Consider the following 19,126-nt stretch of genomic DNA (forward strand, 5'->3'; position numbering starts at 1 on the left):
TCGTCGCTTCGGTACCGTGCGCTTTAGCCGTTGGTGACGCGGAGCAAGCTGACATCCTTCAAAAGCCGCGGAGCACTGCGCTCGCGATTATCTCTACTTCTATTGTAGATATATGAAAGATAGTTTTGCTTAGGGGCAGTCAGGCGGCAGGTTTCACCGATACCAAGTCCGGCATCCGCCGACGAGTCAGGGCAATATGTTCGAGGATGAGGGTGAAACGCCGATCAGAATGCAACGTTGTAGATGAACCAGCCCACGATCAGCAGGCTCGTCACGACACAAATGCGATCACCAAAAATGTCGATCCGCGACATCATTACCATCCTTCCTTGTTCGAGCGATCTTTGCCGCTTCGTTCACAGAGGATAAACCATCAGCGCGGATAAAGGAACAGGATAAGTGCGGCAAGCTGCGCCATTAGCGCGCCAAAAGGAAAAAACACGGCCTTGAATAGCCGGAGCTCAACCGGAATGAGGCCGCGCGGCAGGATTTACGGCAATCAGGCTGATTATGGCGCCTAGCGAAAATCCGCGCCGCGATGCTTCAGGAAGGAGCGGGTTGCTTCCTCCGGCCCGCGATAGGCCTCCTGAAACTCCGCGCTCCAATATTTGAGGTCTTCCAGATCGATCCGCGCGCCCGAAACCGCGCAAAGGACGAACTGTCCCGGACGCACGACATCAAAATGCGGCGTGTCGTAATGCAGCACCGCCAATCCCTGAATGTCCGCCATCAGTCGCCCGTCAGGATGCGATCGACAAGCTGCTTCACGGTCGGCACGAACCCGTTGGAATAGAAGGGATCCTGCTTGAACTTATAGGCACCATGGCCGGCGAAGAGCAGGTTCTTGTCAAGGTCGCCGCCATGCACCGCCTCCTGCAGCGACTTCTGGATGCAGAAGCTGCGCGGATCGGCCAGGCGGCCGGTCGAGTTGGTCTCGCTATCCATCCAGCTCGAAAAGGCGCACTGGCTGAGGCAGCCCATGCAATCGGTCTGGTCCTTGCGGATTTCGGTCCTTTCGTCCTCGGTGACGAAGACCAGCGTGTTGTCCGGCGTCTTGAGCGCGGAGGTGAAACCACGCCCCACCCATTCGCGAGCGCGCAGCAGGTCGCCACGCGTCACCCAGAAATTCTTGCCCTTCACGCCTGCATCAAGCTGATGCGTATGGTCGCCCGCCTGTTCGGTGCTGAACGGAATCTGCCGTTCGGAACGGGCTTCAAGCTGGCGCAGAAAGGGGTTGCGCACAGCTGAGCTGTAGAAGCCGGTGGGAGAGAAGCGATGGAGCAGCACGTCGCCGGGTTCGAGCTGCATCAGCCTTTCCTTCCACGCCTGCGGGATCGGGCTTTCCTGCGTCAGCAGCGGCCGGGTGCCGAACTGGAAGGCGATCGCGCCCAGTTCCGGATTGTCGATCCAGTCGTTCCAATCCTTGAGCGCCCACACACCGCCGGCCATCACGATGGGCACATCGTCGGAAATGCCCCCCTCCCGCATGGTGGCGCGCAGGTCGCGGACGCGAGGATAGGGATCCTGTGGCACCTTGGGATCTTCGGCGTTGGACAGGCCGTTATGGCCGCCCGCCAGCCACGGGTCTTCATAGACCACCGCCGCCAGCCATTCCGACGCCTTCGAATAGGCGCGCTTCCAGAGCGCGCGGAAGGCGCGGCCGGAACTGACGATGGGCAGATAGTTGACGCCGTAGGAGGCGGCGATCTCCGACAGCTTGTAGGGCATGCCCGCGCCGCAGGTCACGCCCGCGACCATTCCCCTGGTCTTTTCCAGCACACCGTGGAGGACGCGCTGCGCGCCGCCCATCTCCCACAGCACGTTGATGTTGATCGCGCCCTTGCCGCCCGCGATTTCGAAGGCCCGCTTCACCTGTTCGACCGCGCCGTCTATGGCATAGGCGATCAGTTCTTCATGGCGGTCGCGACGGGTGCGGCCGTGATAGATCTGGGGAATGACGTTGCCGAAGCTGTCATAGCTGTCCGCGTTGACGGCCGACACCGTGCCGATGCCGCCGGCGGCCGCCCAGGCGCCGGAACTGGCATGGTTGGAAACGGCCACCCCCTTGCCGCCTTCTACCAAGGGCCAGACTTCCCGGCCGCCGTAAACGATGGGCTTCAACCCCTTGAACAACGCAATCTCCCGCGCAAAAATCCCGTGGCCCCCGACCACATGAACGCCGCCCTATAGCAGCTTTACGGTCGGATGACGAATAGTTGGGCGCGCCCTACCGCAAAATATGGGGGCTGGATAGTGCCTGGCCATAAAGGGCGGCATAGGCATCCACCATCGCCGTTTCGGCGAAATCGCGCCGGGCGCGGTGGCAATTCGCCTCGCCAAGCCGTTGCCGCAGGTCGGCATCGTCGGCGAGGGTGCCGAGCGCGGAGGACAGGGCCGTTTCGTTCGGAACGACGAACGGGCGGTTTTCGGGCGCGACCATGGTCGCGACGTCGCCCACATCGGTAGATGCGACCGGGAGGCCCGCCGCCATCGCCTCCACCAGCGAGATCGGAAATTGCTCGCTGTCGGAAGACAAGGCGAAGATGTCAAACAGACCCATGAAGCGCCAGGGTTCCGGCAGGAACCCGGCCATGCAGATGTCGGCCAGGCCATGATTTCTCGCTTCCGCCAATATGGCCTCGCGCTCTGGCCCCTCCCCCACCACAACCAGTTGAAGCCGGTCGCGATGCGGCGCGACGGCGCGGACGAGGCGACGGATATTCTTGACCGGGCGCAGGCCGGCCACCGTCCCCACCAGCAGCTTGCCGGCCGTCCGGTCGAGGGCTGGAATGGCGTTCGGCAGGGGCGGCAGGGCATAGCGTGCCGTATCTATGCCGTTGCGGATCAGATGGACCTTGCGAGGCGGCTGACGCCACACATCGCGCGCAATGCCGTCGAGCCGGACGGACGGGACGACCAGCGCATGGGCCCGCTGAAGCGCCAGGCGGCGATAGAGGTTGCGCTGAGGCTTGAGCCCGCCCGCCTCATCCGCGTTGAAGCCGTCCTCATGGTGAACCAGCGGCGGGCCGCCATGGATACGCTGCGCCATCACCGCATCCATCGCGCCCCAATTATAGCTGAGGACAAGGTCATAATCCGCAAGGAAAGCCGCAATGGCCCTGAACCGCGCCATGCTCGGCCTGCCGGCCAGCGGTGGCGCCTCCGGGAAATCGACGGGCGTTGCGGGATCGATGGCGTCGCGCGCGCTCATCAATCGGGGCGCGGCGCTGACGATGCTGTGACGGGCGCGATCACCCCAAAGGTTCATCAGGCGCACGGCGCGCGCCTCCTTGCCGCCAAGAGAGAAGCTGCCGTGGACATGCAGCAACCGGGGCGGGCCGTCGATCTGCCGAGACTGCCGCGCGGAGAAGCGCTCCATCCAGCTCAAGCCGCTTCAGCCATTCAGGACCCGCTCCAGCAGCCGATCGATGGCGGCAACGGATTCAGGCTCGTCGAGGACCGGGGCATGACCGACATTGGAGATGACCGCGCACTCCGCGCCGGGGCCGATCTCCTCCACCATTCGGGCGGCAGTGGCGGCGGAAAGCAGGTCGGAGCGCTCGCCGCGCAGCACCAGCGTCGGGATTCCGCGGAAGGCCTGCATGACCGGCCACATGTCGACGCTCGCCTCGCTGCCGGCGACCCGCAGCGGCTCGGCTATGCGCATGTCATAGTCAAGGACGATCCGGCCCGAGCTGTTCAGGCGGTAGAGCCGCTTGGCCATGGCCAGCCATTGATCGAGGCCATAGCCGGGATAGATGTCGCGATTGGATTCCGCCAATGCGCGGGCGGCGTGAACCCAGCTTGGATGGGACTGGCCGATGCCGACATGGGTGCGGATACGCGCAAGCCCCGCCTCCTCCAGCGTTGGCCCGACATCGTTGAGCAGCGCGCCCGCCAGCCACTCGCGGTGGGTAGCCGCGATCAGCATGGTGATGATGCCGCCCAGCGACGTGCCGATGGCGACGAAGCGGGTGATCCCCAGATCCGCCAGCAGGCGGCTGATGTCCTGCAGATAGGTGAGCGGGACATAGGTCATCGGATCCTTCGCCTGCGCGCTTTCGGCGCGGCCGCGCATGTCGGGGCAGATGAGACGCCATTGTCCGGCAAGGCGCGCGGCGAGAGGCTCGAAATCGCGGGCGTTGCGCGTCAGGCCGGGCAGGCAGAGCAAGGGCGGACGACCGTCATCCCCGCCAGCATAATCGCGATAATGGAGCCTCAGCCCATCGGGGGACCACCAGTATCCGTCGCCATAGCTGCTCAAGCTGCTTGATCCTTCCACCCTGCATCCCCCATATCGCCGCATGCGCCCTGCCCTGCAACCCGCCAAATTCAGCCCCGCGAATGAAATCGCCGCGCTGCAGCCCGACTTCGCCGACCCCGTCGCGGCCGCCGACTTTCCCCAGGCCATCCTGCGTTTCCGCAACGATCGCTGGGCAGATGCGGTGGGCCTGGGCGAGCTGGGCGAGGAGGAATGGCTGGCGCATTTCGGGCGATTCCGGCCTTTGGAGGGATCGCTGCCCCAGCCCTTGGCGCTGCGCTATCATGGGCATCAGTTCCGCGTGTACAATCCCGATATCGGGGACGGCCGCGGCTTCCTGTTCGCGCAACTGCGCGACGGGGCGGGTCGGCTGCTGGACCTGGGCACAAAGGGTTCGGGCCGGACGCCCTACAGCCGCTTCGGCGACGGACGGCTGACGCTGAAGGGCGGCATGCGGGAAATATTGGCGACGGAGATGCTCGAAGCGCTGGGCGTCAACACCTCCAAGACATTTTCCATCATAGAGACGGGCGAGGCGCTGGAGCGCCATGACGAACCCTCCCCCACCCGCGCCGCGGTGATGGTGCGGCTCAGCCACTCGCATATCCGCATCGGGTCATTCCAGCGCGCCGCCTATTTCGACGACAGGGCGCTGCTGGAGCGGCTGGTCGACTATGCGCTGACGAAGCTGTATGGCGAAGTGCCAGGGGACAATCCGCCGGCGCAATTGCTGGGCCGGGTCGTGGAGCGCACGGCCGATCTGGCGGCAAGCTATATGGTGGCGGGCTTCGTCCATGGCGTGCTGAACAGCGACAATATCAATGTGACGGGCGAAAGCTTCGACTATGGCCCGTGGCGGTTCACGCCGCTATGGGAGCCGGGATTCACAGCCGCCTATTTCGACCATGCCGGCCTCTATGCCTTCGGACGGCAGGCGGAGGCGATCCATTGGGACGCGGCACAGCTTGCCGTGTCGCTGCGTCCGCTGGTGGAGGCGGAACCGCTGGTCGAGCAGTTGGAGCGTTTTCCGGCACTCTATGCCGAGGCGATGGCGCGCCGCTTCTGCTGGCGGCTGGGCGTGGAGCCGACGGATGACGCCTCCACCATGATCGAGGCGGCCGTGCGAGGCATGATCGCCAGCCAAAGGCCCATCGACATCTTCTTCCATGACTGGCGTGGCGGCGATCCGCGCGACGGCGCACCCTATGCCGGGGAAGAATGGGCCGCTTTTCGCGAGGCCATTGCCGGTTTTGAGGCAAAGGGGCTGAAGAATCATGGCTATTGGGCCGATCCGCTGCCCTGCTCCATGCATATCGATGAGGTGGAGGCGATCTGGAGCGCCATCGACAGGGATGATGACTGGACGCCGCTGCATGCCAAGGTGGCTGCGATCCGGCGCATGGGCGATGCTTTGGGGGAGGCGCCAGACGTGCCCTGAGCGGAGCTTCTATCGGGAGCCAGGCTCTTCCCTAAAGCGGAATTAATTGCCATATCGGCAGCATGTCCGCCGCGCTGACTTCGTTCGAACCCGCCACTGGCGAACTTCTGTGGCAGGGGACTGCCAGCGATGTGGCGACGGAGGTTGCCCGCGCCTGTGCCGCTTGGCCCAGATGGGCCGCCCAGCCCATCGCCTATCGCATCGAAACGCTGCGCCGCTTCGTCAATGTCGTGCGCGCCAATGAAGAGGCGCTGGCAGACCTGATCGCGCGCGAGACCGGCAAGCCCCTGTGGGATGCGCGGACCGAAGTGACGGCGGTGATGAACAAGGTCGATATCTCCGTCGCCGCCTTTTCCGAACGCACCGGACAAAGGCGGCTGGAGGCGGCAATGGGCGCTCGCCAGTCCGTGCGGCACAAGCCCCATGGCGTCATGGCGGTGCTGGGCCCCTATAATTTCCCGGCGCATCTGCCCAACGGTCACATCGTACCTGCCCTGCTGGCAGGCAATGCCGTCGTCTTCAAGCCATCGGAAAAGACGCCTGCGGTAGGTGAAATGCTGGTGCGCCTCTACCATGAGGCCGGCGTGCCGGAGGATGCCGTCCGGCTGGTGCTGGGTGGCCCGGATGAGGGCAAGGCGCTGGCCGCCCATCCCGATGTGGGTGGTATCCTCTTCACCGGGTCGGCCCAGACGGGCATTGCGATCAACCGGCAGTTCGCCGCCAATCCGGGCAAGATATTGGCGCTGGAAATGGGCGGGAACAACCCGATCGTCGCCTGGGATACGGCAGACGTCCCCAGCGCCGCGACGCTGATCGTGCAGTCGGCCTTCCTGTCGAGCGGGCAGCGCTGCACCGCGGCGAGCCGGCTGATCGTCAAGGACGAGTTGGCAGACACGCTGGTCGGAGAGGTCAAGAAGCTGGCCGACCGGCTGATCGTCGATCATCCCCATGCCGACCCCGCGCCCTATATGGGCCCGGTGATCGACAATCAGGCGGCCGATCAGCTGACGGAGAGCTTCCTCTACCTGATGAGCAACGGCGGCAAGCCGATCAAGCATATGGTCCGCACGACCAAGGGGCTGCCCTTCGTCACGCCAGCGATCATCGACGTGACCGCCATGGCCGAACGGCCCGACATCGAACTGTTCGGCCCCTTGTTGCAGGTCGTCCGCGTCCCGGATTTCGAATCCGCGATCCGGGAGGCGAACAACACCCGCTACGGCCTGTCCGCGGCTTTGATCGGGGGATCGCCGGAACAATATAACCAGTTCTGGGCCAATATCCGGGCGGGCATCGTCAACTGGAACCGCCCCACCAACGGAGCATCCTCCTCCGCGCCCTTTGGCGGGGTGGGCATTTCCGGGAACCATCGGCCCAGCGCCTATTATGCGGCGGATTATTGCGCCTATCCGGTCGTGTCGGTGGAAATCGAGCAGCCGCGCGCGTCCATCGGCGTCGGCCTGAAGGACATCGACACCAGCACGATGGGCGATTGAGCGTCGGGTCGGGGCGACGGCGTCAGATCGACCCCTCCCAAATTTTCCTTCGCCCTGGCCAATGCATTCTGAATTGAAACCACGGGCCGATTTCGCCATCTGCCCAGCATGGCTGAAACTCCCACTGCCACTGTCACCCTTGTCGGTGCTGGTCCGGGCGATCCGGAACTGTTGACGCTGCGCGCGGCGCGGTTGATCGGCGAGGCCGAGGTGATCGTGCATGACGGGCTGGTTTCCGCCGAGATACTGGCGCTTGCCTCCCCGCAAGCCGAACTGATCTCGGTCGCCAAGCAGCGCAGCCGTCATTCGGTGCCGCAGGACGGGATCAATGCCCTGCTGGTCGAACTGGCGCTCGCCGGGCGCCGGGTCGTCCGGCTGAAGGGCGGCGACCCCTTCATCTTCGGCCGCGGCGGCGAGGAGATGGAGGCATGCCGCGCCGCCGGGGTGCCGGTGGAGATCGTGCCGGGCATCAGCGCCGCCGTCGGCTGTGCCGCGCAGGCGCAGCTGCCCCTCACCCACCGCGCGGCGGCGAGCGCGGTCAGCTTCGTTGCGGGGCAATGCAAGGGGCTGACCGATCAGGATTGGTCGGGCCTGGCCGGCGCTGGGCGCACGCTCGTCATCTATATGGGCGTGGCGACGGCGGCGGACATTGCCGACAAGCTGATCGCCGACGGCGTGTCCCCGGCTATTCCCGTGGCCGTTCTGGAAAACGGCACGCGCGCCGACATGCGGACGCTGCGCACCTTGCTTGCCGATCTGGGCGAGATGGTGGCGCGGGAAAAGGTGAAAAGTCCCGCCCTGATTGTGGTGGGAGAGGTTGCGGCCTATGCGCTGGCGCAAGATGTGCTGGCCGGCTGGGTCGCGCAGGAGACATTTGGGGCGGAGACTGACAAGTGAAGATTTTGACCGGCAATGACCTCGGCACCGGGGACGTGATCTGGTGGGCGGGCGACGGCTGGTCGCGGCAGGTCGGCGATTCCGTCGACGTGAGCGACAAGGGCGAGGATCTGGCCCGCGCGGAGGAAGCCGCGTTGCGGGTCGTGGGCGCCTATGTGATCGATGCGACCGTGACCGGAGAGGGCGTGCGCCCCGCGCATATCAAGGACCGCATCCGCGCCCTGGGGCCGACGGTGCGCCCCGACCTGACGCTGAAACCGAATGACGCCGATGCCGGCAACTGGGTGATCTGAACCATGTATCGTTACGACAGCTACGACCAGTCCATCGTCGACGCCCGCGTCGAGGAATTTCGCGACCAGACCCAGCGCCGTCTGGCCGGGCAACTGACGGAGGACCAGTTCAAGCCGCTGCGGCTGATGAACGGCCTCTATCTCCAGCTTCACGCCTATATGCTGCGCGTTGCCATTCCCTATGGCACGCTGAGCGCCCGCCAGATGCGCAAGCTGGGAGAGATCGCGGCGAAATATGACCGGGGCTACGGCCACTTCACGACGCGGCAGAACCTGCAATATAACTGGATCAAGCTGGCCGACGCGCCGGACATCCTTGCCGAACTGGCGACGGTCGAGATGCATGCCATCCAGACCAGCGGCAATTGCATCCGCAACATCTCTTCCGACCAATATGCCGGGGTGTCGGCGGACGAGGTGGCCGATCCGCGCCCCTGGGCGGAACTGCTGCGCCAATGGTCGACCTTCCATCCCGAATTCACCTACCTGCCGCGCAAGTTCAAGATCGCGGTGATCGCAAGCGAGGAAGACCGTTCCGCCATGCGGCTGCACGACATCGGCCTGAAGCTGGTGTCGCGCGACGGCCGGATCGGTGCGGAGGTCTATGCCGGCGGCGGCATGGGCCGCACCCCGATGGTTGCCCCGCTCATCAGGGATTTCGTGCCCGAGGAGGAGATCGTCTCCTATCTGGAGGCGTGCCTGCGCGTCTATAACCGCTATGGCCGGCGCGACAACAAGTACAAGGCGCGGATCAAGATCCTGGTCCACGAGCTGGGTGTCGAGGAATATAAGCGGCAGGTCGAGGAAGAATTCGCCCATATGCGGACGCTGGGCCTCAACCCGCCGACCGAGGAACTGGACCGCATCCGCGCCTATTTCGCTGGTCCCGCCTATGAAACGGGCCTGGACGACAGCGTCGATCGCAACGATCCGGCCTTTGCCCTGTGGGTGGACCGGCAGGTCGCGGCGCACAAGCAGCCGGGCTATGCCATCGTCAACATCAGCCTGAAGCCGCGCGGCGGCATTCCGGGCGATGCCTCGGCAGAGCAGATCGCCCTGGTGGCGGACCTGGCCGAGCAATATTCGCTCGACGAACTGCGCGTCACCCATGCGCAGAACCTGGTCCTGCCGCATGTGAAGAAGGCGGACCTCCACGCCGTCTGGCAGAAGCTGGACGAGGCCGGGCTGGCGGAGGCCAATCTGGACCTGATCACCGACATCATCGCCTGCCCTGGCCTGGATTATTGCAGCCTTGCCAATGCCCGCTCCATCCCACTGGCGCAGAAGCTGTCGGAACGGTTCGCCGCGGCGGACCGGCAGAAGGAACTGGGCGAGCTGAAGGTCAAGATTTCCGGCTGCATCAATGCCTGCGGCCATCATCATGCCGGCCATATCGGCGTGCTGGGCGTGGACCGGAAGGGCGTGGAGAATTTCCAGCTCTCGCTCGGCGGATCGGGTGCGGAGGATGCAAGCGTCGGGCAGATCACCGGACCCGGCTTTTCGGAGGACGGCGTGGTCGACGCGATCGAGAAGGTCACCAACATCTATCTTGCGCAGCGGGAGGAAGGTGAACGCTTCCTCGACACCTATCGCCGTCTTGGCATGAAGCCCTTCAAGGAGGCGATCTATGGTTGAGTTCCTCTCCTTCCGCGAAGGCGAAGTCGGCCAGGAACCGGCCGTCACGGTCGAATCCTTCACCGGCCAGTCCAATTCGACCGCCGTCCGGATCGAAGCTGGCGAGGATGCCCGCGAATTGCTGCCCCATCTGGACAGGCTGTCGCTGGTGGAGGTGAATTTCCCGGCGTTCGGCGACGGGCGCGGCTATTCGGCGGCGCGGATATTGCGCGAGGCCGGCTATATCGGCGAGCTGCGCGCCGTGGGCGATGTGCTGGTGGACCAGATTGTCGCGATGCGCCGCTGCGGCTTCGACAGCTTCCGGCCCGACAAGGCGCTGGACGATGCCGCCGTGGAGCGCGCGCTCCGCCGTTATGACGATGTCTATCAGAAGACGATCGACGGCCGCCGCCCAGTCTGGGCGAAGCGGCACCCGGAGACTGCAAATGGCTGAACCTGCCCGCAAGCTTGACGTGATCGATGCCCGCCCCGCCTTTACCCAGGCGGATGCGGATGCGCTCAATGCGCGCTTCAGTGGCGTCGACACGCTTTCGATGCTCAGGACCGTCTTTGCCGAGGGGCTGGCGGGGAATGTCGCCGTCGTCTCCTCCTTCGGCACGGAAAGCGCGGTTCTGCTGTCGCTGGTGGCGAAGGCGGACAGGACCGTGCCGGTGATCTTCGTCGACACGCTCAAGATGTTTCGCGAGACGCTGGATTATCGCGAAACGCTGATCAGCACGCTGGGCTTTACCGACAGCCGGACGGTCGTGCCGGATGCGGACGTGCTGGCGAAGAAGGACGAGACGGGCCTGCGCTGGTCCTACGACCCCGATGGCTGCTGCGAGATCCGCAAGGTCGAACCGATGAGCCGCGCGAAAAATGGCCTGGATGCCTGGATTTCCGGACGGAAGGCGTTTCAGTCGGTGACGCGGCAGAACCTGCCCCGTTTCGAGATCGAAGACGGCCGTCTGAAGATCAATCCGCTGGGCGACTGGACGAAGGACGATCTGGAGGCCTATTTCGAGGCGGAAAAGCTGCCGCGCCACCCGCTGGAGGCGCAAGGCTATCTGTCCATCGGTTGCGAACCGTGCACGTCCAAGGTGCTGCCGGGCGAAGACCCGCGCGCTGGCCGCTGGCGTGGTTGGGACAAGGTGGAGTGCGGCATTCACACGCCGGTGACGCCAATCCCCTCCCCCATCGCCGATCCGGACGATCCGGCCAACCAGCCGGTGTTCTGACCGAAAAGGACATCCTGCCCGCGACGCGCATGCCCGGTTGACCTGACAGCCGGGCAGCAACCCCGGAGCCGGCCCCGGAGCGAGCCATCGTCTTATGCCGGAACGGAGACTGATGGCGCGAGCCCTTCAGGCGCGATATGGTCGCCGTTCATGACAGACCGAGCGGAGGACAGGATATGGCCGTCGAGCTGAAGATATTGGCGTGGAGTTGCGTGCTGCTGCTGGTCCACATCTTCGCGGCGGCGCATATCAAGACGCGGCAATATGGCACCAAGTGGAATATGGGTGCGCGGGATGAGGAATTGCCGCCGCTCGATCCCGTCGGTGGGCGGCTGGTGCGGGCGCAGGCGAATTTCCTGGAAACCTATCCCATCGCGATCATCACCCTGATCGGCGTGGTGATCGCGGGGAAAACCAGCGGGATGACGGCGATCGGCGGCTGGCTCTGGCTGGGTGCGCGGGCCGTGTATCTCCCGCTCTACGGCATGGGCGTGCCCGTGGTGCGGACGATCGCCTATCTGGTCAGCATGATCGGGCTCGCGCTGGTCTTTCAGGCCTTCGTTTCGGGCTGAACCATTTTCCTGCGCCCATTTTCCTGCACATCGCGCCGCTATTCATAATCGTCCATGTAGCTGCCCTCCGCCAGATCGGAGAAGCGGGTGATCTTCGCATCGAACTTCATGCGGATGCGCCCGGTCGAGCCATGGCGCTGCTTGGCGATGATCACTTCGGCAAGGCCGTAGATGCGCTCCATCTCCTGCGCCCATTCCAGATGCTCGGAACTCTCCTTGTTCCCCGGCTCCTTCGCGGCGACATAATAATCCTCGCGGAACACGAACCAGACCATGTCCGCGTCCTGTTCGATGGAGCCTGATTCGCGAAGGTCGGACAATTGGGGCCGTTTGTCCTCGCGCTGTTCGACGGCGCGGCTGAGCTGGGACAGCGCCAGAACCGGGCAGTTGAGTTCCTTGGCCAAGGTTTTGAGGCCGCGGGAAATTTCCGAAATTTCGTTGACGCGATTGTCGCCCTTACCCGTGCCCTGGAGCAGTTGGAGATAGTCGACCACGACGAAACCAATGTCATGCCGCCGCTTCAAACGGCGGGCGCGCGTGCGCAGCGCGGCGATGGTCAGGCCAGGCGTGTCGTCGATGAACAGCGGCAATTCCTGCAACTCGCGCGCTGCCCGCGAAAGATTCTGGAAGTCTGACCGGCTGATCTTGCCCATGCGCAGCGCTTCGCCGCTGATCCCCGACTGTTCCGCCAGCACGCGCGTGGCGAGCTGGTCGGCGGACATTTCCAGGCTGAAAAAGGCGGTCTTCGCGCCCATATTCTTTTCCGGCGAAATGCCGTCCGCATTGTCGCGCAGCCAGCGCGAGGCGGCATTATAGGCGATATTGGTCGCCAGCGATGTCTTGCCCATGCCCGGACGACCCGCAAGGATCATGAGATCCGAATTGTGCATGCCGCCGATCTTTTCGTTCAGGCTGTTGATGCCGGTGGTGATGCCGGACACATGCCCGCCACTGTTGAGCGCCCGCTCCGCGATCTGGACCGCCATGGTCGTGGCGGTGGCGAAGCTCTTGACCGAGCCGGTTTCCCCCTCCCCTTCGGAAACCTTGTAAAGGGCGACCTCAGCCTGCTCGATCTGTTCGCGTGGATTCACGTCCTCGCTGGTGTCGAGAGCGCTTTCAACCAGTTCGCGCCCGACATGGACAAGTTGGCGCAGCAGGGCGAGGTCATAGATCTGCGCCGCGAAGTCGCGCGCACCCAGCAACGCGGCGCCATTGCCCGTCAATTGCGCCAGATAGCCGACACCGCCCAGTTCCTTGAGCGCCGGATCCTGCTCCAGCATCGGTTTCAGCGTCACGGGGTTGGCGACCATGTCGCGTTCGACCAGCCGCATCACCGCTTCGTAGATGCGGCCGTGCAAGGGCTCGAAAAAATGCTCTGGCTTCAGCTTGAGCTGCACATCCTCGGCAATGCGGTTGTCGATCATGAGCGCGCCCAGCAGCGCGGCCTCCGCCTCGACGTTGCGCGGGAGTTCGGTGATGCCGGTTTCTGCGGCGGGGTTGATTTGCACGAGTTCGACCATTGCCCCCTCATCGCTTCGCTGACGGCGGCGCGCAAGGTCCGACATTGAAACGATTGGGAAAAGCTGTGGACAACCCGGCGCCCTGCTTTTCCCGGTTGCATTTCCCTGTGCTCCGCCGCACTGACCATAGCGTTCATGGCCGATCCGCGCATCATCGATATCACGCTCGACGAGCGGACGATCCTCTGGCGCAATGCCGATGTGGAGCAGGAGCGGCGCATCGCCATCTTCGACCTGCTGGAGGATAATTATTTCGAGCCGCAGCGCAGCCATGAGGACGGCTATGCCGGCCCCTACAAGGTGCATCTGCGCGTCGAGGAAGGCCGGCTGGTCATAGAGATACGCCGTGAAAATGGCGACCCGCTGGAGGCGATCATCCTGAGCCTTGGGCGGTTCCGCCGCCCGATCCGCGATTATTTCGCGATCTGCGACAGCTATTACCAGGCGATCAGCAATGCTTCACCGCAACAGATCGAAACGGTGGACATGGCACGCCGGGGCATCCACAATGCCGCCGCCGAGACGCTGATCGAGCGGCTGGACGGCAAGATCAAGGTCGACTTCGACACGGCCCGTCGCCTGTTCACGCTGATCTGCGTCCTGCATATCAAGGGGTAAGGGGCATCCGTATCATCAGCGCCGGCCATTTCATGGCTCGTTTCTGCCTGCTTCTTGCCGTCCTGGGCCTGATGGCGCTGGGCGGATGGCTCTACGCGCGCGAATGGGCCCCCGATCGGGAGGCGTTCCCGACGCAGGGCGTGTCGGTATCATCGGACAATGGCTCGATCGACTGGGGCACGCTGGCGGCGCAGGGAACCGATTTCGCCTATATCCGCGCCTCGCGCGGCGGGCGCTTTCGCGATCCGGCGTTCGAGGCGAACTGGGCCGCCGCGCGCGCGGCAGGGATGCGCTATGGCGCTGCGCTCGATTTCAGCCTCTGCGCCAGTGCCTCGGAACAGGCCACCGGCTTCATGGCCATGGTGCCGCGCGACAATGCCGCCCTGCCGCCGGTCATCAGGCTGGCGTTCGAGCCAGGCTGCCGCGCCCGGCCGGGGCAGGATGCGGTGCTTTCTGAACTGAACACGCTCATCAACCTGATCGAAAGTCATGCGGGCACGCCGGTCCTGCTGAATGTCAGCGACGATTTCGATGCCCGATATGCCATTGCATCGGGGATCAACCGGACTTTGTGGCTGGACCGCAATTTCTTCGCGCCCGATAGCGGGAAGCGCAGATGGGTGATGTGGACAGCCAATGATATGCGGCATATCGACGGCGTCGACGGTCCGGTGCGATGGGATGTGATGGCACGATGAATGCGACGGAAAAGCTGATCGAGGCGGCAAGGGAAGCGATGCGCCATGCGCATGCGCCCTATAGCCGTTTCGCAGTCGGCGCGGCGGTGCGACTGACCGACGGGCAGGTCGTGACCGGCTGCAATTTCGAGAATGCGAGCTACGGCCTGTCGCTCTGCGCCGAAACGGTGGCGCTGGCGGCGGCGAATGCCCAGGGCCGCCTTGCCGATGTCGAGGCGATCGCGGTCGTGGGCGGCACCATGGGCGCGGACGGCGTCACATCGGGCGAGGCCATCGTCACCCCCTGCGGCCGATGCCGCCAGGTCATGAACGAAGCCGAGCAGATGGCCGGGCGGACGCTCGCCATCTATTGCGCTGCACCGGAAGGAGACGCGCTGGTCGAACATCGCGTCGCCGAACTCCTGCCCCTTGCCTTCGGTCCTGCCGATTTGGGCATCACCCCCGGAAAGAGCTGAACAGCCATGTCGATATTGTCGGATAAGTGGATTCGCGAACAGGCGCAAAACAACGCCATGATCGAGCCGTTCGTGGAGAGCCAGCGGCGCGACGGCTGCATCAGCTATGGCCTTTCCTCCTACGGCTATGATGCGCGGGTGGCGGACGAGTTCAAGATCTTCACCAATGTCGACAGCGCCGTGGTCGATCCCAAGGATTTCGCCGCCAACAGCTTCGTCGACCGCAAGACCGATGTCTGCATCATCCCTCCGAACAGCTTCGCGCTGGCCCGCACGGTCGAATATTTTCGCGTGCCCCGCGACGTGCTGGTGATCTGCCTTGGCAAATCCACCTATGCGCGGTGCGGCATCATCGTGAACGTGACACCGCTGGAACCCGGCTGGGAAGGGCATGTCACGCTGGAATTTTCCAACACGACGCCGCTTCCCGCCAAGATCTACGCCAATGAGGGCGCGTGCCAGTTCCTGTTCCTCAAGGGCAACGAACCGTGCGAGACCAGCTATGCCGACCGGGCGGGCAAATATATGGGGCAGCAGGGCGTGACATTGCCGCGCCTGTAACGCTGTGCGACATTGGCGGCATGATGTGTGAGGCAAGCCTGCCATGCTGATCCCGTTCCGCAGGCGGAAGGCGCCGGACGACGCGCCCTCCCCCAGCGTGGGCCCGGACAGGCGCATCTATGCCATAGGTGACGTTCACGGCCGCGACGACCTTTTTGCCCAATTGCTCGACAGGATCGCGCTGGACGAGGCGGACAGACGCCCTTTGCCCCGGCTGCTGATCCTGCTGGGCGATCTGGTCGACCGGGGACCGCAGTCGCGGCAAGTGGTCGAACGGGCGATGAACCTGGCGCATGCGGGCGAGGACGTCCATTTCCTCAAGGGCAATCATGAGGAAATGTTCGTGGCGGCGGCACGCGGAAATGTGCGGGCCGCCGCCCCCTTCCGTCGTTATGGCGGGGTGGAGACGCTGGCAAGCTACGGCCTGGAGCCGGGGCAGAGCGCCGGGATGGACGACGAGGCGATCGCGCAATGGATGCTGGCGCATGTCCCCCGCGATCATGTCGATTTTCTCGACGCTTTCCCCGATATGCTGCCGCTTGGCGACTATCTCTTCGTACATGCCGGGGTTCGGCCGCGGATCGCCCTCGACGCGCAGATTGCCGCCGATCTGCGATGGATCAGGGGCGATTTCCTGAACCATCGCCACCATTTCGGCAAGATGATCGTTCATGGTCACAGCATCAGCGACGATGTGGACGTGCAGCCCAACCGGATCGGCATCGACACCGGCGCCTTCCGCAGCGGCCTGTTGACCGCCATCGGGCTGGAAGAGGACAGACGCTGGTTTCTGCAGACCGGGGCCTGACCAGCTTTCCCGGCCTGTCCTATTGCCAGCGCCTGGCCTTGGCCGCTTTCTCCTGCGCGGCATCGAGGGGGGAGCCATCCATCAGGGCATCGACAGTCGCCATGAGGCGCGCATCGCCCGAAGACGCTTGCCGATAGGCAGTCTCCTGCCCCGAACCCGGCACAAGCTGTTGCACTTGCCAGCCCTGCTCCTGGCGACAGGCGACGCCCGAAATGGCCTGCCCTTCGAAGCTGCGGCACCAGCCGCCGCCCTTGCGCCGGAAGCTGAGGCCGATGCGAATCAGCGCGCCGTCCTGAGCGGAGGCCAGTTGGGTTTCAAGCGCTGACGCCAGTTCGCCCTGCGCGACCATGGTGCCCTGCTCCACCGCGACCGGACTGTCGCCGCCGCCGCCAGAAAAATGTCCGATGCCAAGACCCAGCAACAGGCTCGCGGCAATCGCGCCGCCCGTCATCCAGGCGTGCCGCCGCGCCGCCACCGGACGAGCGAGGGGGACGACCTTCGCCTCCGCCTGCAACAAGGCCCGCATCGCAGCCGGCACAGGCTCGGCCTCGATCGGCGCATAATGATCCGCCAACCGCTCCCGCAGGCGGACATGCATATCCAGCCGGGCCGCCAAAGCCGGGTCTTCCGCCACCGCACGCTCGATGCGCCGCCGGCTCACCTCGTCCAGTTCGCCATCCACCAGGGCGATCAGCATGGTTTCGTCGATATCCGTCATGCCGCTTCCCCCAGCAGTTCGATGAGCGCGCCGCGCCCGCGCACAAGCCGCGACGTCAACGTGCCCATCGGAATGTCCAGCACCTCCGCCGCCTCCTTGTAGGACAGCCCCTCCACCAGTACGAGCGCGATCGCCTCCCGCTGTTCGTCGGGGAGGCTGCGCATGGCGCGGTCGACGTCGGACAGCATGACATGCGCCTCCACATCCCGGTCGCCCGCATGGCCGACATGCTCGCCGGCCTCCTCCGGCGCGAAGGTGCGGGCGGCGCGCTGCCGGGAGCGGCCCTCGTCGATCCAGAGATTGCGCATGATCCGATACATCCAGCTATCCAGTCTTGTCCCCGGCTGCCATTGATCGCGTGCCCGGAGCGCCTTTTCCAACGCCGCCTGGCAAAGATCGTCCGCATCGGCGCGGTCCCGCGACAGGCTGGCGGCAAAGCGGCGCAGCCGGGGCAGGATCGCCAACAGATCGCTTTCGAACGACATCCGGTCTCCATTCAGCTTCCTGAAGGATGAAACGACCATCGCCGCACGTTTCATCCCTGAGCACGGAACTTGTATCGGAAATTTTTTCGCAATGAATCATTTTGAGAGCGAAAGGACCGTAAAGCAGTCCGATTGTGAAAAGGTCGGTGGTAGAGAGGTCGAGATGAAATTCACGCGTCCATGGATCGTCGCAGGCCTGCTGCTGACCGCACCGGGCGCGCAGGCGCAGTTGTTACCCGCGACCGGCGGCACCCTGGGTCAGGTCAGCGGACCAGTGGGCGGCATCGTGCCGCAAGTGCTGGACCGGGTGGACGGCGCGCTGGATCAGGCTGGGCTCGACCAATTGTCGCCCGCGCGGCTGGCCGACCGGCTGGTAGCGGCGCGGGCGGCGCGAATCGACGATCTGCTGCGGCGGCATGGGGATGAGGTGGAACTGGACGACCGGCGCCAGCCGGCGCGGCGCGGGGTGATATTGCTGACCGGAGCGCGGACGGAAAGCGTCGAGGCGCTGCGTTCAGCCGGCTATGGCGTGGAAAATGCGGCCATAGAAGGGCTGGACCTCAGCATCGCGCGTCTGACCGTGCCGCAGGGCCGAAGCCTGTCGCGCGCGTTGAAACAGGTCCGATCACTCGCGCCGGAGGCACAGGCCAGCGCCGACAATCTCTATTTCCCCAGCGGGCCTTCGATCGGCATTTCCGCAGCCGCACTGGCTGAGGGCGGGACGGCGCGTGGCAAGGTGGCAGGCCTGATCGACGGCGGCGTCGCCCGCCACCCGGCGCTGAGCGGCGTGATCGAGCAGCGGGGCTTCGCCCGCGGCGCTCCTCGCGCCAGCGCACATGGGACAGCGGTAGCCTCCCTGATCAGCGGGACAGGCAGCATCAGGGGTGCGGCGCCTGGCGCGCCGCTGCTGGTGGCGGATGTCTATGGCGATGATCCGGCGGGCGGCAGCGCCTTCGCGATCGCGCGGGCGCTGGGCTGGATGGTGGCGCGCGGGACCGAAGTGGTGACAGTCAGCCTGGTGGGGCCGGACAATCCACTGCTTGCCGGCGCGATCCGACTGGCACGGGAACACGGCCTGTCCATTGTGGCGGCGGTAGGCAATGACGGTCCGGCCGCCCCTCCGGCCTATCCCGCCTCCTATGCCGGGGTAGTCGCCGTCACCGGCATAGACGGGCGCGGCCGGGTCCTGCCCGAGGCCGGGCGAGCGCGTCACGTCGACTTCGCAGCGCCGGGGGCCGACATGAATGCAGCGCGGGTCGATGGCGGCAAGGGCAAGGTTCGCGGCACGTCCTTCGCGGCGCCGCTGGTGGCGGGGCGGCTGTTCGCTGCTGGCAGCGTGCAAGCCTTGCGCGCGGAAGCAAAGCGCAATGCCGGGCTCAGCGTCATTTGCGGCAATTGCAGAAATAATGATTGATTTTCAAATATTTGAAAAATTTTTATGACATTCGGGGATT

The 19,126-nt window shown here is 64.7% G+C and carries 21 protein-coding genes; 14 read left to right on the forward strand and 7 right to left on the reverse strand.

Features of this window, described 5'->3' with window-relative positions:
• Positions 1–517: 517 nt before the first annotated feature.
• The 4 genes from MRBLSP13_RS13715 to MRBLSP13_RS13730 all read right to left on the reverse strand — a co-directional run bounded on the left by MRBLSP13_RS13715 (position 518) and on the right by MRBLSP13_RS13730 (position 4,264).
• Positions 518–730, reverse strand: a complete 213-nt coding sequence (locus MRBLSP13_RS13715; protein WP_133652316.1) for a DUF2093 domain-containing protein — start codon at positions 728–730, stop codon at positions 518–520.
• The gene (locus MRBLSP13_RS13720; RefSeq protein ID WP_363755266.1) at positions 730–2,133 is read right to left on the reverse strand and encodes an NAD(P)H-dependent flavin oxidoreductase; all 1,404 of its coding nucleotides are present in this window, start codon (positions 2,131–2,133) and stop codon (positions 730–732) included. The genes MRBLSP13_RS13715 and MRBLSP13_RS13720 overlap by 1 nt, the downstream gene beginning before the upstream one ends.
• A 94-nt stretch (positions 2,134–2,227) precedes the next feature.
• Entirely contained in the window at positions 2,228–3,379 is a 1,152-nt protein-coding gene (locus tag MRBLSP13_RS13725) for a glycosyltransferase family 4 protein (protein WP_363755012.1), read from the reverse strand.
• Positions 3,380–3,394: 15 nt separating this feature from the next.
• Entirely contained in the window at positions 3,395–4,264 is an 870-nt protein-coding gene (locus MRBLSP13_RS13730) for an alpha/beta fold hydrolase (protein WP_363734499.1), read from the reverse strand.
• 40 nt (positions 4,265–4,304) lie between these two features.
• Here MRBLSP13_RS13730 and MRBLSP13_RS13735 point away from each other — a divergent pair, with 40 nt between their 5' ends.
• The 8 genes from MRBLSP13_RS13735 (at position 4,305) to MRBLSP13_RS13770 (ending at position 11,809) form a co-directional block, all read left to right on the forward strand.
• Positions 4,305–5,699 (forward strand): protein adenylyltransferase SelO family protein, encoded by a 1,395-nt coding sequence (locus MRBLSP13_RS13735; RefSeq protein ID WP_363755014.1) that lies wholly within the window; start codon positions 4,305–4,307, stop codon positions 5,697–5,699.
• Between the two features lie 62 nt (positions 5,700–5,761).
• Positions 5,762–7,195 (forward strand): succinylglutamate-semialdehyde dehydrogenase, encoded by a 1,434-nt coding sequence (gene astD, locus MRBLSP13_RS13740; RefSeq protein ID WP_133652320.1) that lies wholly within the window; start codon positions 5,762–5,764, stop codon positions 7,193–7,195.
• 108 nt (positions 7,196–7,303) lie between these two features.
• Positions 7,304–8,092 carry a uroporphyrinogen-III C-methyltransferase gene (gene cobA / locus MRBLSP13_RS13745; protein ID WP_363755016.1) on the forward strand — a complete coding sequence of 263 codons (789 nt, stop codon included), beginning with the start codon at positions 7,304–7,306 and terminating at the stop codon, positions 8,090–8,092.
• Entirely contained in the window at positions 8,089–8,385 is a 297-nt protein-coding gene (locus MRBLSP13_RS13750) for a DUF2849 domain-containing protein (RefSeq protein WP_133652322.1), read from the forward strand. Before cobA ends, MRBLSP13_RS13750 begins: the two co-directional genes overlap by 4 nt.
• Positions 8,386–8,388: 3 nt before the next feature.
• Positions 8,389–10,020 carry a nitrite/sulfite reductase gene (locus MRBLSP13_RS13755; RefSeq protein WP_363755018.1) on the forward strand — a complete coding sequence of 544 codons (1,632 nt, stop codon included), beginning with the start codon at positions 8,389–8,391 and terminating at the stop codon, positions 10,018–10,020.
• Positions 10,013–10,453, forward strand: a complete 441-nt coding sequence (locus tag MRBLSP13_RS13760; RefSeq protein ID WP_363734494.1) for a DUF934 domain-containing protein — start codon at positions 10,013–10,015, stop codon at positions 10,451–10,453. The genes MRBLSP13_RS13755 and MRBLSP13_RS13760 overlap by 8 nt, the downstream gene beginning before the upstream one ends.
• Positions 10,446–11,237: a phosphoadenylyl-sulfate reductase gene (locus MRBLSP13_RS13765; RefSeq protein ID WP_133652325.1), complete on the forward strand. Its 792-nt coding sequence runs from the start codon at positions 10,446–10,448 to the stop codon at positions 11,235–11,237. The genes MRBLSP13_RS13760 and MRBLSP13_RS13765 overlap by 8 nt, the downstream gene beginning before the upstream one ends.
• A gap of 176 nt (positions 11,238–11,413) precedes the next feature.
• A complete protein-coding gene (locus MRBLSP13_RS13770) occupies positions 11,414–11,809 on the forward strand; it encodes an MAPEG family protein (RefSeq protein ID WP_133652326.1) in 396 nt (131 codons plus the stop codon).
• 38 nt (positions 11,810–11,847) lie between these two features.
• Here the strand turns inward: MRBLSP13_RS13770 and MRBLSP13_RS13775 are convergent, their stop codons facing one another.
• Entirely contained in the window at positions 11,848–13,329 is a 1,482-nt protein-coding gene (locus tag MRBLSP13_RS13775; RefSeq protein WP_363734492.1) for a replicative DNA helicase, read from the reverse strand.
• Between the two features lie 135 nt (positions 13,330–13,464).
• Here MRBLSP13_RS13775 and MRBLSP13_RS13780 point away from each other — a divergent pair, with 135 nt between their 5' ends.
• Genes MRBLSP13_RS13780 through MRBLSP13_RS13800 form a run of 5 tightly spaced genes read left to right on the forward strand, consistent with a single transcriptional unit; the run spans position 13,465 to position 16,469 of the window.
• The gene (locus MRBLSP13_RS13780; protein ID WP_025549400.1) at positions 13,465–13,947 is read left to right on the forward strand and encodes a UPF0262 family protein; all 483 of its coding nucleotides are present in this window, start codon (positions 13,465–13,467) and stop codon (positions 13,945–13,947) included.
• A 32-nt stretch (positions 13,948–13,979) separates the two neighbouring features.
• On the forward strand, positions 13,980–14,645 hold the full coding sequence (locus tag MRBLSP13_RS13785; protein WP_363755021.1) for a glycoside hydrolase family 25 protein: 666 nt from the start codon (positions 13,980–13,982) through the stop codon (positions 14,643–14,645).
• Positions 14,642–15,100, forward strand: coding sequence for a cytidine deaminase (locus MRBLSP13_RS13790; RefSeq protein ID WP_363755023.1), 459 nt, complete (start codon positions 14,642–14,644; stop codon positions 15,098–15,100). Before MRBLSP13_RS13785 ends, MRBLSP13_RS13790 begins: the two co-directional genes overlap by 4 nt.
• Positions 15,101–15,106: 6 nt before the next feature.
• Positions 15,107–15,661 (forward strand): dCTP deaminase, encoded by a 555-nt coding sequence (dcd, locus tag MRBLSP13_RS13795; protein ID WP_133652330.1) that lies wholly within the window; start codon positions 15,107–15,109, stop codon positions 15,659–15,661.
• A 43-nt stretch (positions 15,662–15,704) separates the two neighbouring features.
• Entirely contained in the window at positions 15,705–16,469 is a 765-nt protein-coding gene (locus MRBLSP13_RS13800; protein WP_363755025.1) for a metallophosphoesterase, read from the forward strand.
• 19 nt (positions 16,470–16,488) lie between these two features.
• On the opposite strand, the gene MRBLSP13_RS13805 is transcribed toward MRBLSP13_RS13800, so the two are convergent.
• Both MRBLSP13_RS13805 and MRBLSP13_RS13810 read right to left on the reverse strand, forming a co-directional pair.
• The gene (locus MRBLSP13_RS13805) at positions 16,489–17,187 is read right to left on the reverse strand and encodes an anti-sigma factor family protein (RefSeq protein ID WP_363755027.1); all 699 of its coding nucleotides are present in this window, start codon (positions 17,185–17,187) and stop codon (positions 16,489–16,491) included.
• Positions 17,184–17,672 carry an RNA polymerase sigma factor gene (locus MRBLSP13_RS13810; RefSeq protein WP_363755029.1) on the reverse strand — a complete coding sequence of 163 codons (489 nt, stop codon included), beginning with the start codon at positions 17,670–17,672 and terminating at the stop codon, positions 17,184–17,186. Before MRBLSP13_RS13810 ends, MRBLSP13_RS13805 begins: the two co-directional genes overlap by 4 nt.
• A gap of 163 nt (positions 17,673–17,835) precedes the next feature.
• On the opposite strand from MRBLSP13_RS13810, the gene MRBLSP13_RS13815 reads away from it, so the two are divergent.
• A complete protein-coding gene (locus MRBLSP13_RS13815; RefSeq protein ID WP_363755031.1) occupies positions 17,836–19,086 on the forward strand; it encodes a S8 family serine peptidase in 1,251 nt (416 codons plus the stop codon).
• Positions 19,087–19,126 lie beyond the last annotated feature (40 nt).

It is taken from the genome of Sphingobium sp. LSP13-1-1.1, assembly GCF_040676415.1.
GTDB lineage: Bacteria > Pseudomonadota > Alphaproteobacteria > Sphingomonadales > Sphingomonadaceae > Sphingobium.

Bases quoted from the DNA above. Each gene is read 5' to 3' on its own strand.
- MRBLSP13_RS13715 (WP_133652316.1), bottom strand. From the start codon at position 730: ATGGCGGACATTCAGGGATTGGCGGTGCTGCATTACGACACGCCGCAT.
- MRBLSP13_RS13725 (WP_363755012.1), bottom strand. From the start codon at position 3,379: ATGGAGCGCTTCTCCGCGCGGCAGTCTCGGCAGATCGACGGCCCGCCC.
- MRBLSP13_RS13735 (WP_363755014.1), top strand. From the start codon at position 4,305: ATGCGCCCTGCCCTGCAACCCGCCAAATTCAGCCCCGCGAATGAAATC.
- astD (WP_133652320.1), top strand. From the start codon at position 5,762: ATGTCCGCCGCGCTGACTTCGTTCGAACCCGCCACTGGCGAACTTCTG.
- cobA (WP_363755016.1), top strand. From the start codon at position 7,304: ATGGCTGAAACTCCCACTGCCACTGTCACCCTTGTCGGTGCTGGTCCG.
- MRBLSP13_RS13755 (WP_363755018.1), top strand. From the start codon at position 8,389: ATGTATCGTTACGACAGCTACGACCAGTCCATCGTCGACGCCCGCGTC.
- MRBLSP13_RS13760 (WP_363734494.1), top strand. From the start codon at position 10,013: ATGGTTGAGTTCCTCTCCTTCCGCGAAGGCGAAGTCGGCCAGGAACCG.
- MRBLSP13_RS13765 (WP_133652325.1), top strand. From the start codon at position 10,446: ATGGCTGAACCTGCCCGCAAGCTTGACGTGATCGATGCCCGCCCCGCC.
- MRBLSP13_RS13770 (WP_133652326.1), top strand. From the start codon at position 11,414: ATGGCCGTCGAGCTGAAGATATTGGCGTGGAGTTGCGTGCTGCTGCTG.
- MRBLSP13_RS13775 (WP_363734492.1), bottom strand. From the start codon at position 13,329: ATGGTCGAACTCGTGCAAATCAACCCCGCCGCAGAAACCGGCATCACC.
- MRBLSP13_RS13780 (WP_025549400.1), top strand. From the start codon at position 13,465: ATGGCCGATCCGCGCATCATCGATATCACGCTCGACGAGCGGACGATC.
- MRBLSP13_RS13785 (WP_363755021.1), top strand. From the start codon at position 13,980: ATGGCTCGTTTCTGCCTGCTTCTTGCCGTCCTGGGCCTGATGGCGCTG.
- MRBLSP13_RS13790 (WP_363755023.1), top strand. From the start codon at position 14,642: ATGAATGCGACGGAAAAGCTGATCGAGGCGGCAAGGGAAGCGATGCGC.
- dcd (WP_133652330.1), top strand. From the start codon at position 15,107: ATGTCGATATTGTCGGATAAGTGGATTCGCGAACAGGCGCAAAACAAC.
- MRBLSP13_RS13800 (WP_363755025.1), top strand. From the start codon at position 15,705: ATGCTGATCCCGTTCCGCAGGCGGAAGGCGCCGGACGACGCGCCCTCC.
- MRBLSP13_RS13805 (WP_363755027.1), bottom strand. From the start codon at position 17,187: ATGACGGATATCGACGAAACCATGCTGATCGCCCTGGTGGATGGCGAA.
- MRBLSP13_RS13810 (WP_363755029.1), bottom strand. From the start codon at position 17,672: ATGTCGTTCGAAAGCGATCTGTTGGCGATCCTGCCCCGGCTGCGCCGC.
- MRBLSP13_RS13815 (WP_363755031.1), top strand. From the start codon at position 17,836: ATGAAATTCACGCGTCCATGGATCGTCGCAGGCCTGCTGCTGACCGCA.